Origin of the sequence: Listeria immobilis (assembly GCF_014322845.1) — a bacterium.
GTDB lineage: Bacteria > Bacillota > Bacilli > Lactobacillales > Listeriaceae > Listeria > Listeria immobilis.
Map to the genome: position 1 here is coordinate 38,710 of NZ_JAASUA010000010.1, position 17,160 is coordinate 55,869.

19 protein-coding genes and 1 riboswitch are annotated in these 17,160 nt (G+C 36.6%); of the genes, 1 reads left to right on the top strand and 18 read right to left on the bottom strand.

The annotated features are described in order from the left end of the window. Positions 1 to 146: 146 nt before the first annotated feature. Positions 147 to 325, bottom strand: a riboswitch (cobalamin riboswitch). Beyond that, the gene (gene cblT, locus HCJ45_RS11925) at positions 319 to 813 is read right to left on the bottom strand and encodes an alpha-ribazole transporter (protein ID WP_185347596.1); all 495 of its coding nucleotides are present in this window, start codon (positions 811 to 813) and stop codon (positions 319 to 321) included. It overlaps the preceding riboswitch by 7 nt. A 313-nt stretch (positions 814 to 1,126) precedes the next feature. Between cblT and HCJ45_RS11930 the strand changes: the two genes are divergently transcribed. Continuing rightward, entirely contained in the window at positions 1,127 to 1,678 is a 552-nt protein-coding gene (locus HCJ45_RS11930; protein WP_187124949.1) for a helix-turn-helix transcriptional regulator, read from the top strand. 334 nt (positions 1,679 to 2,012) lie between these two features. Here HCJ45_RS11930 and HCJ45_RS11935 read toward each other — a convergent pair whose 3' ends face one another. The 17 genes from HCJ45_RS11935 to HCJ45_RS12015 all read right to left on the bottom strand — a co-directional run bounded on the left by HCJ45_RS11935 (position 2,013) and on the right by HCJ45_RS12015 (position 17,018). Continuing rightward, complete coding sequence (locus tag HCJ45_RS11935) at positions 2,013 to 3,464, bottom strand: DUF6270 domain-containing protein (protein ID WP_187124950.1); 1,452 nt, start codon at positions 3,462 to 3,464, stop codon at positions 2,013 to 2,015. A gap of 200 nt (positions 3,465 to 3,664) precedes the next feature. After that, the gene (locus tag HCJ45_RS11940; RefSeq protein ID WP_187124951.1) at positions 3,665 to 4,108 is read right to left on the bottom strand and encodes a cupin domain-containing protein; all 444 of its coding nucleotides are present in this window, start codon (positions 4,106 to 4,108) and stop codon (positions 3,665 to 3,667) included. Next, a complete protein-coding gene (gene eutH / locus HCJ45_RS11945) occupies positions 4,101 to 5,222 on the bottom strand; it encodes an ethanolamine utilization protein EutH (protein WP_185347590.1) in 1,122 nt (373 codons plus the stop codon). The genes HCJ45_RS11940 and eutH overlap by 8 nt, the downstream gene beginning before the upstream one ends. A gap of 15 nt (positions 5,223 to 5,237) precedes the next feature. Further along, positions 5,238 to 5,783: an ethanolamine utilization microcompartment shell protein gene (locus HCJ45_RS11950; protein ID WP_185381459.1), complete on the bottom strand. Its 546-nt coding sequence runs from the start codon at positions 5,781 to 5,783 to the stop codon at positions 5,238 to 5,240. After that, the gene (locus tag HCJ45_RS11955; RefSeq protein ID WP_185347586.1) at positions 5,776 to 6,045 is read right to left on the bottom strand and encodes a EutN/CcmL family microcompartment protein; all 270 of its coding nucleotides are present in this window, start codon (positions 6,043 to 6,045) and stop codon (positions 5,776 to 5,778) included. The genes HCJ45_RS11950 and HCJ45_RS11955 overlap by 8 nt, the downstream gene beginning before the upstream one ends. Before the next feature lie 14 nt (positions 6,046 to 6,059). After that, positions 6,060 to 6,632 (bottom strand): TIGR02536 family ethanolamine utilization protein, encoded by a 573-nt coding sequence (locus HCJ45_RS11960; protein WP_187124952.1) that lies wholly within the window; start codon positions 6,630 to 6,632, stop codon positions 6,060 to 6,062. Next, entirely contained in the window at positions 6,629 to 7,270 is a 642-nt protein-coding gene (gene eutD / locus HCJ45_RS11965; RefSeq protein ID WP_185381457.1) for an ethanolamine utilization phosphate acetyltransferase EutD, read from the bottom strand. The genes HCJ45_RS11960 and eutD overlap by 4 nt, the downstream gene beginning before the upstream one ends. A gap of 12 nt (positions 7,271 to 7,282) precedes the next feature. Then, entirely contained in the window at positions 7,283 to 8,038 is a 756-nt protein-coding gene (locus HCJ45_RS11970; protein ID WP_187124953.1) for a cobalamin adenosyltransferase, read from the bottom strand. A 165-nt stretch (positions 8,039 to 8,203) separates the two neighbouring features. After that, on the bottom strand, positions 8,204 to 8,488 hold the full coding sequence (locus HCJ45_RS11975; protein WP_003719393.1) for a BMC domain-containing protein: 285 nt from the start codon (positions 8,486 to 8,488) through the stop codon (positions 8,204 to 8,206). Positions 8,489 to 8,519: 31 nt separating this feature from the next. Continuing rightward, on the bottom strand, positions 8,520 to 9,980 hold the full coding sequence (locus tag HCJ45_RS11980) for an acetaldehyde dehydrogenase (acetylating) (protein WP_185381455.1): 1,461 nt from the start codon (positions 9,978 to 9,980) through the stop codon (positions 8,520 to 8,522). Continuing rightward, positions 9,980 to 10,477, bottom strand: coding sequence for a BMC domain-containing protein (locus tag HCJ45_RS11985; protein WP_185347576.1), 498 nt, complete (start codon positions 10,475 to 10,477; stop codon positions 9,980 to 9,982). The genes HCJ45_RS11980 and HCJ45_RS11985 overlap by 1 nt, the downstream gene beginning before the upstream one ends. A 14-nt stretch (positions 10,478 to 10,491) precedes the next feature. Further along, on the bottom strand, positions 10,492 to 11,145 hold the full coding sequence (gene eutL / locus HCJ45_RS11990; protein ID WP_187124954.1) for an ethanolamine utilization microcompartment protein EutL: 654 nt from the start codon (positions 11,143 to 11,145) through the stop codon (positions 10,492 to 10,494). 22 nt (positions 11,146 to 11,167) lie between these two features. Continuing rightward, positions 11,168 to 12,049, bottom strand: a complete 882-nt coding sequence (eutC, locus tag HCJ45_RS11995; RefSeq protein WP_185347572.1) for an ethanolamine ammonia-lyase subunit EutC — start codon at positions 12,047 to 12,049, stop codon at positions 11,168 to 11,170. A 19-nt stretch (positions 12,050 to 12,068) separates the two neighbouring features. After that, the gene (locus HCJ45_RS12000) at positions 12,069 to 13,433 is read right to left on the bottom strand and encodes an ethanolamine ammonia-lyase subunit EutB (RefSeq protein ID WP_003721574.1); all 1,365 of its coding nucleotides are present in this window, start codon (positions 13,431 to 13,433) and stop codon (positions 12,069 to 12,071) included. A 41-nt stretch (positions 13,434 to 13,474) separates the two neighbouring features. After that, a complete protein-coding gene (gene eutA / locus HCJ45_RS12005) occupies positions 13,475 to 14,896 on the bottom strand; it encodes an ethanolamine ammonia-lyase reactivating factor EutA (RefSeq protein ID WP_187124955.1) in 1,422 nt (473 codons plus the stop codon). A 90-nt stretch (positions 14,897 to 14,986) separates the two neighbouring features. Further along, complete coding sequence (locus HCJ45_RS12010; RefSeq protein WP_185347568.1) at positions 14,987 to 16,444, bottom strand: sensor histidine kinase; 1,458 nt, start codon at positions 16,442 to 16,444, stop codon at positions 14,987 to 14,989. After that, positions 16,437 to 17,018, bottom strand: a complete 582-nt coding sequence (locus HCJ45_RS12015; protein WP_185347566.1) for an ANTAR domain-containing response regulator — start codon at positions 17,016 to 17,018, stop codon at positions 16,437 to 16,439. The genes HCJ45_RS12010 and HCJ45_RS12015 overlap by 8 nt, the downstream gene beginning before the upstream one ends. Positions 17,019 to 17,160 lie beyond the last annotated feature (142 nt).

The following is a 17,160-nucleotide window of genomic DNA, read 5'->3' on the forward strand; positions in this document are numbered from 1 at the left end:
CTCTTTCTGCATAAAAAAAGACACCAAACAGAACTTTGGCGTCTTTGGGCAGATTTATTCTAGGTATTTCTTTCAAACTCAAAGAAACTTTCCTATCATGAAAATCTGTTTAATAAAGACAACTCGCTCCCTTAGAAGTTGTTACTTAAATATCGAATATACTAGCGGTCTCCTGACTTAACATCATCCTACTTACCAGTCTTCCCGGAAAAAAATTTCCAGTGACATACATTTGGCTTTCGTCCGTATTACAGTAGCTAGGGCCTGTAGAGGATTTTCACCTCTTTCCCGGATTAATATATTCACCTATTTAGTTGTTCAATACCCGGCAATCCGCTTTTTCCAGCGTTCCGGTAAAACTTGATAAACGATTTCTGCTACAAAAATGTTGCAAATCGTGCCAATCGCTAGGACTGGAAATAATACAAATACTGCTTCGTGCATAAATGGATAAATTGCAAGTAACGATAACGGACAGTTAAAAAGAAAAGCAACAATACTAGATAAACTAATACTAATGTATGGTTTTTTATCTGCTAGTTTTTGTCGCGTAAAACCGTAAGCAATCATTGTTATCCCCATCATTCCGGCGACAATTAAATGTATTGGTAGCGTTAATGGAAAACCTGCTAATAAAGCAGAAGTCAAATGACCAAATATTCCAAGTATCGCTCCGTACATTGGACCAAGTAATAAAGTCCCAATGAAAGCTGGTGCCGCATCAAATGCAATCGAACCCATTAATTTTATGTTTGCGCCGATAACACACATCGCAATCAACATCGCACATAATACTAATTTTTGAATCTTCAACTGAAAAGATCACCCTCTCATGAAAGCGTTATTTCCACCTCATTATATCTCTGTTAAACCACTGGTACAAGGGCGCAAACAGGCTATAAAACAAAATAGTGCAAGCTTTTACAATCTTATTATTCTCTTTTTCCATGCTAAAAATAGCCCCCAGTGTGAACTATTTATCATATTCCTTCAACAACCAAACAAAGATGACAATATTTTGTTATAAAAAAGAATTTATTGTTCTATTTAAAATGCAAGATAAAACGTTATTTCAAGCTGTTTTATGGTATAATTACGGTAAGAATAAATGGAGGAGCGAGGCATTTTGGAGAAAGAAAATGTGGTAAATATTCAACCTGTTATGTTAAATCAAGTAGAAAATCAATTTACAGAGCAAATCCAAACAGACTTTAACCAAAAAAATCCTGATCACTCCGCCCTGCTTCATTCACTTGAAACAGTGGAAGTACTTGATGTGTTGAGTGATTACTACACTGCACATGAAAAACAAAAACAACCAAAAAAAGAACTCACAGCTTCCAATAAAGGTTGCGGAGAACATAAAGAAATCAAACAAGCAATCCGCTATATTAAGAAAAACATTCACCGCTCGATTACTTTAGAAGAAGTAGCAAATTATGTTTATTTAAGCCCCTTCTACCTAAGTAAATTGTTTAAAAACGAGCTAAACATTAATTTTATCAATTATGTAAATGAACAAAAAATGCTTTATGCAAAAGAGCAGCTGGCGAAAAGTGATTGGGCAGTACATACCATCGCAAAAAATTTAGGCTTTTCAAGAGCTAGCTATTTTTGTAAAGTTTTCAAAAAGACATTTGATATGACACCAAAAGAATATCGTGATTCGCTAAAATAAAAAACCGATTCTAACAAAGCTACCTTTTCCCAAAAGCGGGACATGATGAAAAAACCACTGTTTAATTTATACAATAAATGTGCAAATTAAACAGTGGTTTTTTATAGTAAAAAATTTAGTATTAAAAATTGGAGTCATCTCAAAAACTGAATGAATTACTGATTTTTAACGGAGCCGATGTGAAAGAACAGTATTAGTAAACAATTAGAGAATCTAAATGGTAATTCAAATAAAATAAATTGCCCCTGGTTTCTTCCCAAGAGCAATTCTGAACAACATAAGTTTTTTTGTGGTGATTCCGTTTTTTTGAATATTTCTTGCTAGAATCTTTTTTCTATGATTTCATAGATTTTAATTTCCTAGTTATCCTATTTTTAAAATTACGAAACGCTACAACTAGCGAAAATCCTGAATTATCAAAATGATACTTTTTCCAATTTAAATATTGATCATTCTCTACATTTACAATCCGAATATATTCTTCAAACACATTATCATTTTGAGTGTTTTTTGTTAATAATTGTTTTAAACTATCATGATTCTTTTTGGACACTGTAAGAAACCATCCATTCTTTTTTGTCGGGTGGTCTTGTAGTTTTTTTGCTTGCTCTGCTGTAATATAATAGTCACCAGGTTCCGTAATTTTAGCTATTGATGATACGTCTGGAATTGTAAGTGTTCGAAAACCACTATTCACCATATTCCATTTAGAATTCTTTTTTCCTCCAACAATTCGAACAAAAATTTGAATTGAGAAAGCAACAGTAGATTTTCGTAACTCTTGCATATAACTATCCTTACCATTCCGTGGATAAACGATGAAAAAATATCCTGCATTATCTGATGTTGGACGATCTTCCATTGTTAAATATGTTGCATTTGTCAAATAATACACACCAATTTCTTCAATATCTGCCAATTTATTAACTCCAGAAGGAATTTGTTTTGCTAATCCTCCTGGTTCGAAGCTAGCTAATTTTCTCGGTGCATAAAATCTGTTTTCAACTATATCCCAGAGTTCTTTAAATTTTTGCTTATAATAATATGGATTATAATGCATATAACAAGTTCCCCAAGGATTATTCTCTGCCCCAAAATATTCTTCTGAATTAAACTCTAGCGATTCCAGATCAAAATTATTAATTGCATATCTCTCAAAATAATCAATACATTCATCAATTTTCGCTAAGGTTTCAAATGTATGATGATCCTTTGTTTTCCTACGCTCAATCATACTTTCCATTTTGTTGTCTAAAGAATAATATATTCTCGCAACTTGCAGGCGATTAATAATTATATGCGTATTAGGACAATTCTCTTTCATAAATTGCATAAATTGATTAAAACTTTTTATCCAACGCTGTTTAAATTCTGTTGGATTTTCTAAAGGAGAATATACTTTTTTCATTTCAAAGTTTTTAAAAATATCCAACTTTTTATAACGAACAATACGATTTGTAATAATTCCCCCATCTTCTAATTCAATAAACCCATTAAACGTATCAACATGAAAATCCAACACTAAATATTCTGGTTGTGTTGTTTTTAAAGTGTTTAGAAATGATTTCAACATATCTTGTTTAAATACGCTTTTTTCAAATCCACTTAAATCCCCTTGTAGTTCATTTTCTGAATCAATATCAATAGGTTTAGACATTAATGAAACAATACTGCAATGTTGTTGATATGAAACCAATTGAAAATGATTTTTCCAATCACTAACAAATGCCTTGTTGAACAAATCTCTTGTTGCACAACAACCATAAGTAGCTATTTTTGTAAGCATTCTTTACTCTCCAATCAATACCCCTGTAATGTAAGCGCATCCTTATTTTAAAACAACTGGTAATGCCAATATAGCTTACCTAGCTTTTCTAATTATAAATCATAGAAAAATAATTAGCAAGAATCTTAAAATCTTATTAAAAACATAAAAAGCTAGAAATTCAATGGATGTATCAATCGAATTTCTAGCTCTATTTCACTTTATGACTGCCAATCAGCCGGGTAAGTAACATAAACAAATCTTGCTTCACCAGTAACAGAGAACTTAATTTTACTTCCTTTTGGAATGAAAATAATTTCTCCTGGACCTGCTGAAACGGTTCTGCCATCAATCACAACATCTAATCTACCTTCAATTATATAATCCACTTCATCATAATCTAAAAACCAATCAAATGTTGTATCTTTCATTTCCATTAAGCCAAAACCTAGTCGTTTGCTTTCTTCTAATGTGACTAAATCTTTTGTATACACTACGTCACTAGGATTTCCAGTGTCTAATCGATCTTCTTCTGCCACTTTTACTTCTGGAAGTTTGATAGATAAAATGCCACTAACATCCACTTGCTTCGTTGTATTCCCCATTTTTTCTAAAACTACTTGTTTGACTAATTGTTCTAATAACTCTTTCGTAATATCAGCCATTATTTTTCACCGCCGTTTGCTCTTTTGCTTTATTTTTCTTCATCATTCGGTTAGCCATATAAATCGCTACCCCAACAGCTGTAACCCCACCAACTAATTTTCCGACAATCATTGGGAAAATCATATCTTTAGCAACACCAGCTGTAAAGCCTAAATGATCTCCGAGAACGAAGGCAGCAGACACTGCAAAAGCGACATTGATAATTTTTCCGCGTTCATCCATATCTTTCAGCATTTGAAGCATAGGAATACTATTTGCCAAAGTTGCAACCATACCTGCAGCAGCAACTTCATTCATTCCAAGTAATTTACCCATTTTCATTAATGGTTTATTGAAAAGTTTTGTAATAACGAATACTAAACAGAAGGCTCCTGCCAGTACAAGGGCGATACCACCAACGATTTCAATCCCTTCACTTACTGGTGCAATTCCTGGAATAATAGTTAAGCCAGTTAATTGTTGAATCGCTCCAGCAACTAGTCCGATTGTTGCAACAATAACTACACCTTTTCCAAAAATAGTGAAGCCTTTAATCATTGCTTCTGGTTTAAACCAAAGCCCAATCATAATTAATACTGCTACTAAAATAATTGGTACTAAGTTTTTAAAAATCATGATTGGTGAGAAGCCAGCTACAAGTCCGCCAATTAAACAACCAATTGGAATCGTAATAATACCAGATAATACACCTGTTGCTAAATATTTATGATCTTCTTTTTTAATAATTCCTAATGCTACTGGAATTGTAAAAACAATCGTTGGTCCCATCATAGAACCTAAAATAGCTCCAGCAAAAAGCCCAGCATCTGGTGTTAACGCAAGTTCTTGAGCTAGTGCAAAACCACCCATATCATTTGCTAAAAGTGTTGTTGCAAACATCGCCGGATCTGCTCCAAGTGCTGTATAAATTGGCACAACAATTGGACTTAAAATTTTTGCTAAAACTGGGGCAAGTGTGATAATCCCAACCATGGCAAGCGTTAGCGATCCCATCGCCATAATTCCTTCTTCAAACTGTGCTCCTAAGCCAAATTTATTCCCAATAATTTTGTCAATGGCGCCAAGAATCATAAATATTACCATTAAATATATAATAATTTCATTAATGCTCAAAAGTGTTCCTCCATTCTATAGATAGCGTTTTAAAAGTTCATCAGGAGAAGGAATAATCGTGTGATGTATCACCTTTTTTGGTTCAGCAGTTTTGATAAGAATCTGCATCCCTTCCTCGATAGCACTAACTTCCCCTGTAAAAACAGCAACAAATTTCCCACCAATCGAAGCACCAAGCGTCATCCGTTTTAAATGAATATCCGCCTTTTTTAGCGCTTCATTAACAGCATTTAAGCCAGCTCCTAATTGACTGATTTCGATAATTCCAACTGCATCAATATCAACTTTAGGGTGTTTATTCTGTAAAAAATTGAGCAATTCTTCATGCACTAAATGAAGTATGTAAGAAGAAACATGAAATTTCCCTGCCTCTTCTTTTGCATGTTGCATTGCACTAGTAAGTTCTCCAGAAGCACCTTGCAAAATAATTAAAAATTTACCTGGACAAGTGGGACGAAAAGTAAATAAAGTTACATTTCCGGCTTTTAAAAAATTATCTGCCATTTCATAACCTTTACTTATACTTCTGAGTTCAAGAATACCTAAGGATTGTTCAGCCATCACGTTCTACCGAGTCAATAATGCCAACGATACATGCATCTACTGGAATAGTATTATCTCCCGTTGATGCCCGTGCTGCGCTACCAGTTGTAACAAGAACGATATCGCCACTTCCTGCTCCGGCATTATCAGCTGCCACGATGGAATGTCTTACATCTTCCACTTCATCGGTACAAATCTCTACAAGTAGTAATTTTAAACCATTTAGTTTTTCATCTTTTCTCGTTGCCCATAAACTTCCGGTAACTTTTCCAATTTGCATGTGGCTCTTCCTTCCTAACTTTCTTTAATGCTAATTCGGTGTTCCTCTAAATAGTCTTTTGCTAGTGGAGTTAAGAAACTTCCCGCTGGCAAAATAAATTCGCTTTTATTCTTCGTAAGTTTAATAACATCTTGTTCGCTTATAACTTTGCTTATTTTCGCTTCTTTTACCGGACTGTCGATAAATTCTACTCCAAAACGAACGAGTTTTTCTTCATATTCTTGAAGCGCTTGTCTAATAGCATATTTAGCAGAATGTTTATAATCCTTTGCTTTAATTCCGCTTTTCAACAACCAAATAGGACGTCCTTCTAAAAGATGTTCTACGATAAATTGTTCTTTTTTGTTCATAGGTGCAAGCAAACTAATTCGAGCTAGTTCGGCGATTTCGATTTCTTCTAATAATAAAATGTCACAAGTGCGTTCAGAACGATCATAAAGCGAAACTTGATATTCTTTTTGATAACACTGTCTGAGAGTGTGTTCTGAATCCTGCCCCATGATAATCATTTTTTTATCTGGAAGTTGCAAACGGCGCATAACTTCCTCAGTGACGGCTTTTATAAGAGCTTCTATATCCATACTCATTTTGCCTTTGTTTTCTTAATGATTTGACCTCGAATTCCTTTTTTAAAGCCGCATGCATTGGCTTCGTCATAATCAATATGCATATATGTAGCAAAATCAGGGCTAATTCGAACGACCACATCATCAAAAATAAGCGGTCTGTCGCCATTAATTTTCACTTGCACAATTTCGCTTTGTGTTACTTGTTGTTTTTCTGCATCTTGTGGTGTCATATGAATATGACGTTTGGCAACAATAAGTCCTTCAGATAATTGAACACTATTTTTTGCAGATAATAGTAAAATTCCAGGCGTTCCAGCTATGTCTCCACTTTCACGAACTGGTGCTTTTATACCAAGTGCAGTACCATCTGTAGCACTAATTTCTACTTGTGTTTTTTTACGGATTGGTCCAAGAATTACCACGTTATGAATTACGCTTTTTGGTCCAACAATACTAATTCTTTCTTTACAAACATATTGACCTGGTTGAGAAAGATCACGGAAATGTGTAAGTTCATACCCAGTTCCGAATAGTGCATCGACAGTTTCACGATCTAAATGTACGTGACGACCAGATGCTTCTACTTCGACGCCAGTTTCTAATAGTGCCCGGCGAGTGACTTCTTCAATAAGGCTTGTTATTAACTCATTATTCATGAATAAGCCTCCTTACTTTTTATATTCACCAGTTCTTACACGAAACATAAGTATCCAAAATAAGCTAGATAATCGGTTAAGCGCTTCGATAATATCTGGTCTTTTTACTGAATAATCCGCTTCCTTAAATGCCGTAAAAGCAGCAAGTTCGGTTTCGCGAACCATTGTTCTTAATTTGTTTAAATGAATTACAGTACTTCCCATTGTATAATCGGGCATAAAGTGCGTCATTTGATAATATTTTTTCGGATTATGACTACGTTCTCGCAGTTCTTTTTCATCCATTCCAAGCAAATTAATTGTTTGGATTGGCTCGTTTAAAACTTCTGACCGAACAATATTTCTTACAAAGGTGAGGATTTCTTGTAAATCTTCTGCAAGTTTTTTAAATTCAGAAGCAACCGAACACTGAGTTTCCAATATTTCTGCCTCTAATGTATCTAATTTTCCGCGGAAAGCGATTTGTGGATGATCTTTAAACACAAGCAGATTGCCGCGCAAATGTGTCATATGCTCTGGCTTCTCATCTAATGCGCCACCATAAATCGTTTGAAATTTTGCACGCGACATTTCTTTTTTTACTGGTTCTACTTCTACTTTAGTTTCTGTAACTTCATCAATATAACAAAGGTCGATTTTCTTTTCAGATAAAAAACTCTTGGCTGATGGTGTGATAATCGTGCCTTTTTTTATATCTAGTTTTTTCTTTGTTTTTAAATCGGTGTGTAAGTAGGCTTTTCGTAACTCTTCTTCTGTCAAAATAGCCAAAGAACCACATCCTTTTGTCCCATTTACAATTGGTGTTAGTAATGATGGGAAGCTTTGTCTTACTTAAATTTAGGAAAAAGCGGAAGTTTGCGGCATTTTCTTTGGAGTCTGATGGAACTCTTGCCTTCGCTAACGCTTTTTCCCGATTGATGTTAGAATTTCGTCTTATTCAGCACTTTTTGGTAAAATTGCATCTACTTCGCTGTGTGGACGTGGGATTACATGTACGGATAATAATTCTCCAACACGTTCTGCTGCTGCTGCGCCGGCATCTGTTGCTGCTTTTACTGCGCCAACATCGCCGCGAACCATTACTGTTACTAGACCGCCACCAACTTGTTCTTTACCCATAAGTGTTACGTTCGCTGCTTTCACCATTGCGTCTGCTGCTTCTACTGCTCCTACTAAACCTTTTGTTTCGATCATACCTAATGCGTTTGCGTTTGCCATTTTAAAATTCCTCCAATTAGTGTTTTATTTTTTATTTTAATTCTGCTAAAACTTTTTCGACTAAACTTTGGATGAGTGCATCTGCATCAGCCGGAAGTTCAGATGTTGCTTGGTTTTCTTCTTTACGAATGTCTTCTAATTCTCTAACTCCTGTTGCGATACGGCGAATGTTGAATAGATTTTCTGGTCCGATATTGTCAGACGATGAACTTCCACCAACTGCCCCACAACCGAGTGTTAAAGCAGGTACTAAGTTTGTTGTTGCGCCAATTCCGCCAAGTGCTCCTGGTGTATTAACAAGCAGACGAGAAACTGGTTTTTTCAGTGCGAATTCGCGAATGATTGCTTTATCTTCGGAGTGGATGATTAAAGTATGACCAGCTCCTTCATGATAAAGAATATCCATGCTAAGTTCACAAGCATCTTGCCAAGTTTCCGCTGTATAAAACGCCAAGATTGGTGCTAATTTTTCTCTTGAATAAGGGATTTTAGCGCCCACTTTTGTTTCTTCAGCGATAAGTACTCTTGCGTCAGCCGGAACAGTTAATCCGGCAAGGTTAGCGATATGTTGCACGCTTTTACCAACGATGGCAGGATTCATTGAGCCATTTGGACGTAAGATGAATTTACCAAGTTGAACAGCTTCGGCATCGGATAAGAAATGCGCCCCTTGCTTTCTAAATTCAGCAATTACAGCTTCTTTATTCACTCGTTCCACTACAACAGATTGCTCAGATGCGCAAATCGTTCCGTTGTCAAACGTTTTTGAATCAAGAATATGTTTTACTGCTTGAGGTATGTTAGCACTACGTTCGATAAATGCTGGACCATTACCTGGACCAACGCCAATTGCTGGAGTACCAGATGAATAAGCGGCTTTTACCATTGCAGAACCACCTGTAGCAAGGATTACTGCTGTATCTTTATGTTTCATCAGTTGATCTGTTCCTTGAATTGTTGGAACTGTCATACAGCTGATAGCCCCTTTTGGACAGCCAGCTTTTTCTGCTGCTTCACTAATAATTCTCACTGTTTCAAGAATTGCTTTTAGTGCATTTGGATGTGGAGAAAATACGATACTATTTCCTGCTTTGATAGAAATAAGTGTTTTGTAAATAACAGTGGATGTTGGGTTTGTTGATGGAATTAATCCTGCAACTACGCCCAGTGGAACGGCAACCTCCATTACTTGCTTTTCGTTATCCTCTTTTAACATACCAATGGTTTTCATATCTTTGATGTAATTGTAGACGTGCTTGGAAGCGAAGACGTTTTTAATTACTTTGTCTTGCCAAATTCCAAAACCAGTTTCTTCATGTGCCATTTTTGCGAGTTTTTCGCGCGCATCATAACCGGCATCTGCTATCGCTTTTACAATTGTATCAATTTGTTGTTGGCTCATTGCAGCAAGTTCTTTTTGTGCAGTGTTAGCTGATTCAATGAGGTTTCGAACTTCTTGGATTGAGCGTAAGTCTTTATCTTCTAGTGCCACTAGTTTTCACTCCTTCCATAAATATCTTTTAGTGCGTGAACAAGTTTATCTTTGTTCGCATATTTAATCTTGCTTTTTGGAATAGGTACATTAGCTAATGTGTAAGCAAGTTTCCTTAAATCAATAACTTTCATTTCGCGAAGTTTCTTTTCTGTTGCATCGGTTGTTGTTTTTACTTCCGCTACTTCTTGAATAACTTCACTTGTTTCTTCTTTTTCTTGCTCTTTTGGGACAAAGAGTGATTTGGTTTCTTCACTCATTCTTGCTATCACATGACTAGAAATGAGACAACCTAAACTTTCGGTTGCTGCTTTTCCTGCTTCGACTGCTGCATTCACTGCGCCAACATCACCAGTTAATTCAACGGTAGTTAGTCCGCCTTTAATAACTTCACATTTAATGAGTTCCACATTGGCTGCTTTTAAACAAGTATCGGCAGCGACTACAGCTCCAAGGAAACCAGTAACTTCAATTAAACCAAGTGCTTCATTTGGCATTTATCAGCACCACCTTAATATTGAAGTGGATTTTCAGCCACATTTTCTACTGCCATTTTGAACGCATCACAAGCAGCTTTACATGCAGATTGACTACCTGTTAAAAGTGCTCCGCCGAAGTTTGTTTCGGATGGTGGTCCGTAGAAAGTTCCAATTGTTACATCTGCTGCTTTAAGTGCTGCGTCTAATGCGTACATTGCTTCAAGTGGAGGTGCGATTAAGTAAGCAATCGCTTCTCCTTCTGCTACGTTTGCTTCTTTGGAAAGGAAGGTTCCAGTTCTTGATACACAGTGCGCAAAGTAAGGTACACTATCATCTTCATTAGCACTAACAAAGCTAGCACCATTTTCAATGAAGTCTACTGCAACTGATAGACCACTTTTTACTTCTGCTGGGCTAGGTCCGGCGATAATACCGATGACTTCACCAGCTAATTTTGTTGATGCATTTCCAGCACCAGCATACATACTTTTCGCATATACAACATCAACTTCTGCTGCTTTTGTTGCTTCATCAAGTGCTGTGTATGTAACATCATCACAATCAGATGTAATAATACCTAGGCTTCTTTGATGTGGTTTTAAGTCTAGTTGTTTAAATAAACCGTTGTCTACATTTGATACAACTTTGACACTTAAAACGGATGCAGGTAATTTATCATTTTTCATGAAGTTTCCTCCTCTAACTCGCTTATTTTAAATCAATACCAGAACATTTTTTCTCTAACATATCGTGAATTAATTCAGCAATATAGGCACCTGCTTCTACTGGTGGAGTTCCGCCGCTATGAATATTAGAAATAACTGTACGACGAGCTTCTGGCATACCAATAGTTGGTTTGTAAGCAATATAAGCACTCATGGATTCAGCAGTTACAAGTCCTGGGCGCTCACCTACAAGTAAGCAAACTACGTCAGCGCCGGTAATTTCGCCGATTTGATCCATGGATGGTACACGACAATGTTTGACAAAAATAATGTTATCGAAATCTAGGTTATACATTTTTAGACCTTGTTTAATAGATGGCAAGATGTCTTTGATGTTAGCCTCGATTGCCGCTGAACTAAGTCCATCCCCAACAACAATTTGTAGTTTTGCATTTTTAGTTGTATTGGTACGAATAACTTCTACCATTTCTTCAGAGAACTCACGACCTAAGTCTGGACGAGTTAAGTATTCATCTTTATCTTGGCATTTAGTACCAACTGGGATAAAATTCATTTCTTTGATTAAATCCTCCGAAACATAAGAGAACACGGAGTCTTGCGCTACTGCATGGTCTGCACGGAAACGAAGAATTGTTTCTGTTTTATAACGTGGACCGGCACGCCATAAACCTAGTCTAGCTGGCGTCATTTGCTTCATCTTCAAATAGCCTTCGCGGTCAGCTGGTTCTGGGACAAGTAATTGTTTTTTTATGTCTACTTCGGTTATATCTGGAACGCTTCCTTCTGATACAACAGTTTCAGTCGCTGCTTTTGTCGGCATTACTGATGCTGTTTCAGTTGCTTTCCCACTAGACATTTCCGTTAAAATGCCTTCAATCATTTGTTTTAATTCTTGTTCGTTCATCGCTTTATTCCTCCCTTCCTTATTTTAGGAAAATAGATGCATCTCCAGCACGGCTAGTTAGTTTACCATTTTCGCTGAAGCCCATTTTTTCCATCCACTGATCAAATTCTTTAATAGGTTTTAAACCAAATAATTCGCGTAGAGTGGCTGTTTCATGGTACCCAGTTGTTTGATAGTTAAGCATAACGTCATCACCGTGAGGAATACCCATAATAAAATTACATCCTGCTGCTGTTAAAAGTACGGATAGATTTTCTACATCGTTTTGGTCCGCTTTCATATGGTTGGTATAACAAACATCACAACCCATTGAGATACCAGTTAATTTACCCATGAAGTGATCTTCTAGACCGGCACGAATAACTTGTTTGGAATCATATAAATACTCTGGTCCAATAAATCCAACAACGGTATTAACTAAGAATGGATCAAATTTCTTCGCAAAGCCATAACAACGAGCTTCCATTGTTACTTGGTCTACACCAAAATGTGCATCAGAAGAAAGTTCAGAACCTTGGCCTGTTTCAAAATACATCACGTTTGGTCCTGTTGCAGCACCACTTTGAAGTGCTAATTGTCTCGCTTCTTCAATGGTTGCTCCATCAAAACCGAAAGCAGTATTTCCTTTTTCAGAACCGGCAATAGATTGGAACACAAGACCAGTTGGAGCGCCGCGACGCATTGCTTCCATTTGAGTCTTCACATGTGCTAATACACAAGTTTGCGTTGGCACGTCCCATTTGCTACGGAATTCTTCAAATTTATTTAGTAACCGAACAACGCTATCTGTAGAATCATCTACTGGATTAAGTCCGATTACCGCGTCCCCGATCCCATATGTTAATCCCTCCATTAGTGATGCAAGGATACCATCTGGATCATCTGTTGGGTGGTTTGGTTGTAGTCTAGCAGAGAATGTTCCTGGAAGACCGATTGTTGTGTTTGCATGAGCGATTACACGGATTTTTTTTGCTCCATAAATTAAATCTAAATTGGACATTAATTTGGTTACAGCAGCAATAATTTCTGATGTAAGTCCACGTGCGACACGTTTAATGTCAGCGTCTGTAGTTTTATGATCTAAAATCCACTCCCGCAATTCTTCCACTGTCCAGTTCTTAATGGAATCATGGATACGATCGTTTACTTGGTCTTGAATAATACGTGTTACCTCATCTGTTTCGTATGGGACAACAGGATTATTACGCAAATCACCAAGTGTCATCTTAGAAAGCACTACTTTTGCAGCCACTCGTTCTTCTGCAGATTCAGCAGCAACTCCAGCTAAGCGATCGCCTGATTTTTCTTCGTTTGCTTTTGCCAACACATCCGTGATGGATTTAAATTGATATGTATGGCCGAATAAATTCGTTTTTAAAATCATTCGATAAATCCTCCTCTCAAAATTAAAGCTATATATATGGATCAGTTAAAGACTAGGGTTTTTACTACAACTGGTAGTACTTTCCCGTCAGCAACTGGTTTTCCTATATCAATATAATCACCATTATCAACTTTGACACTATCCAAGCAAATAAGTGGATAGCCAGCTGGTAAATGCCCGAAAATACTTTGTCCGAGCGCTTTTGCCATATCGTGCCAAGTAATGATAATTAATGGATGACCAAGTGCGATTGGTTCTTTCATTCCTTCACAAATGGCTTTTGCATATTCTGTAACTGTTTGGAAACTCGGGCTATTTTCGCCTTCAATCGCAAGTGCAATCCGTTCCATTTCATTATCTATTTTGAACCAGTTTAGTTTTTCCTGGATGATTTCTGCCATTTGCTCATTCTCTTCTTGTTTGGCAAGTTTCAAAATCGGAATATTTTTCACTGGGAAAATTTTTTCGGTGTAAGTAATGGTGCTACCACTAATTTCGGCTGTATGTGAACCGGCTCCGACTACAGTTGCCCGTATGGTTTCGACAGATTCGATATACTTTTTTTCGGTCATCAGGCTAGATTCTGCTATTTCCTTGCCTAGTAAAAGACCAATATCTCCGTATCTAAATGGATCCGTTAACGCTCCAGTTGTGATACAATCTGCCACCCCGCCGGAAAAGGAAATAGCTTCCATTTCATTGGTTTGTTTTAAGCCTTTATTGGTGATAATTGTTTCATAAAAGTCATTTGCCGCCCCAAGTCCCACACTATTTTTAAGTAATTCAACCATTTCACCTAAAATTGGTTGTAAATTTTCTGGCGAAGTAGTTGCACCAAGCGTAATTGGATAACCACGTTTTTCGATTAATGCTTGGATTTTGGGTGCTATATAGGTAATTTTTTTAGTTTCACGGTCGACTTTAATTAATCTGCCACCAATATCTAAACATGCTGTATCAATTAGTTCACCACGATCAAACAATGATAAGTTTGTCGTCCCACCACCAATATCTAAGTTCACTACAGAAGTATTATTTTCTTTGGAATAGGTATGTGCGCCTGCTCCTTTTCCAGCGATGATACTTTCTAAATCTGGTCCAGCAGTTGCTACAACAAAATCCCCAGCAAAGCCGCTCATAGCATCAAGAACATTACTGGCATTATCTTTTCGAGCTGTTTCGCCTGTAATAATTACTGCTCCCATGCCGATGTCTTCTTTTTTTATACCTGCATTAGCGTATTCTTTTGTTACAAAATCGCGAATTGCTTCTACATCAATCATGTTATCCGCGAGTATTGGCGTAAATAGTATTTCACTTCTGAAAATGATTCGTTTATCTGAAATAACAATTCGTGGCACGGTAAAGCTTGATGCCATATTTTGAATTTCTAGTTCTGATAATATTAGCTGCGTTGTCGATGTTCCAAGGTCAATTCCTACACTTAAAATCGTTTCCGCCAAACCATTCACTCCTCTCATTCCAAAAAGAAAAAGCTTAAAGACAAATAACGTTATCGTTACTTGGCTTTAAGCTTCATCGCTTTTTCATCACTACTTCTTTGTAGCGTGGATAGAATTGTATTTAAAATCAAACATTGTTTTCGTCCCATGTTCATTTGATTCAATCGTTACTTTGCCGCGAAGTTTATCTTTTATGTAGCTTTTTACAATCGAAAGTCCGAGGCTCTTCTCAGAAACTTTGCGAACGTTAAAGCCATGTCCATTATCAGTTACTTCGGCGTGAATAATATTTTTTTCTTCTTTTATTTGTAGTAAAATTTCACCTGATTCATTTGGATGAAATGCATGATCATAAGAGTTTTGTAATAGCTCATTCATGACTAGAGCAAGTGCAACGGTTCGATCACTATCCAAATAAATTCGTTTATCAATATCCATCCGCACTGCTATTTTAGGGCAATCAGTACAGCATCTTTCTACATTGTAAGCCACCGTTTCGATTACCATATATAAGTTGATGCCGTCTTCCATTTGCTTTGATAGCAATTCGTGCGTTGCGGCAATAGCGAGAATTCGACTAACGCTCTCATTTAAAATCTTTTGTGCCTCCACGCTTGTTGACCTACGCCCTTGAATTCGGAGCAGCGATACAACAGATTGAAGATTATTTTTAACACGATGGTGAATTTCACGAATGGCAACTGACTTTGATACGATCTCGGCTTCTTTTACTTTAATATCTGTTATATCATGTAAGATAAGGATAAACCTACATTCCTGTGCATCATCTTCTTTGACAAAAATTTGCTTCATTATGAAATAGTTCCCAGCAATGACCACTTCTTTTTTTAGCTGAATGGGCTGTTTACCAGTTTCGATTTGGTACATAATCGCATCAAACATCATTTGATCCAGCGATAAATTATCATAATGCATTCCGTGGATATTTTCCATGTAACCAAGTCGTTCATAATACTGATCGGCTGCATAATTCTTTTGTTGTAAAATACCATTTCTGTCAAAAATTAAGATTGCATCATCAAGTTGATCCGTAATAGAGTCTGTTAATTTACTCATTGCAGACAAGGTAGTTGAGACATCTCGATAGGCCATATCTTCCGTATCAATTTCAAAATGTGCTTTAATTTCTGCACTTATATCCTTTTCTAAAATCAAGACAGCGATAACTCGTTGCTTATTTCGAATGGGATACACTTTTTGACGAATTAAAACATTTTCTTGTGTTTTTGCAAGCAGATCATTGGAATTCATTCCCGTTTCGAGTGTTCTCAGTACACCTGGTTCATTACTTCGAAGGGCTGTTTCTCCAATAACAGTGTTTTTATAAAGTGAGTTGGTTGTTTTTGGTGGTGTATGGTGAACTACGAGTGCCTCATTTGTTAGCTTATTATAGACATCAATAAAAACATCCACGTCTTGATACATCGCTGACTTACTTAGAGATTCTGCTGTATGAATCAATTCGTCAATATCATACTCGGCTAAATCAGTATAGCGTAAACACATTTCTCTAATAGTGTTAGTCATCGCTCATCACAATCGTTTCTGCAATTTCCATCATCGGGCAACGTTTATCCATGCTTAGATTACGAATCATATTATACGCTTCTTCCTCTGTGATGTTATTCTCAATCATAAGCACACCTTTTGCTTTTTCAATCACTTTTCGTTCTTCTAATTTTTTGGTTAGTTTTTCTAACTGCTGTTCTAGTTTTCTTGTTTCTCGTCCTTTGGCAATACTCATTTCAACTGTTGGAATTAAACTTTTTTCGTCAAGCGGTTTTACTAAATAGCCTAATGCTCCGAATCCTTTTGCTTTTTCCGTGTTTTTTGGATCACTAAACGCGGTTAGTAAAATAATCCCGCCAGCAAGGCCTTCTGAAATAATTCGTTTCCCTGCTTTCAAACCGTCTAAGAGTGGCATTTGAATGTCCATGATGACTAAATCTGGTTGATGGCTTTTGCAAAGTTCAATTGCTTCAAAACCATCTGTCGCTTCCCCTACAACAGTGTAGTTCGCTTCTTCCAGTATGTCTCGGATATCCATTCTTGTAATAGGTTCATCATCGGCTATTACAATTCTTCCATTCATTCCTGTCACGTCCTCTTTTTTTGCTATAAGTTAACTCGTACAAAATATGTTCGAATCACTATTAGAAGCATTTACTTGAGCGAAAGAGTTAAAGAGCTAGAGAAAAAATCTCCAAGAAAATAGAAAGAGCCCCTTAAAAATATTGTGTAAT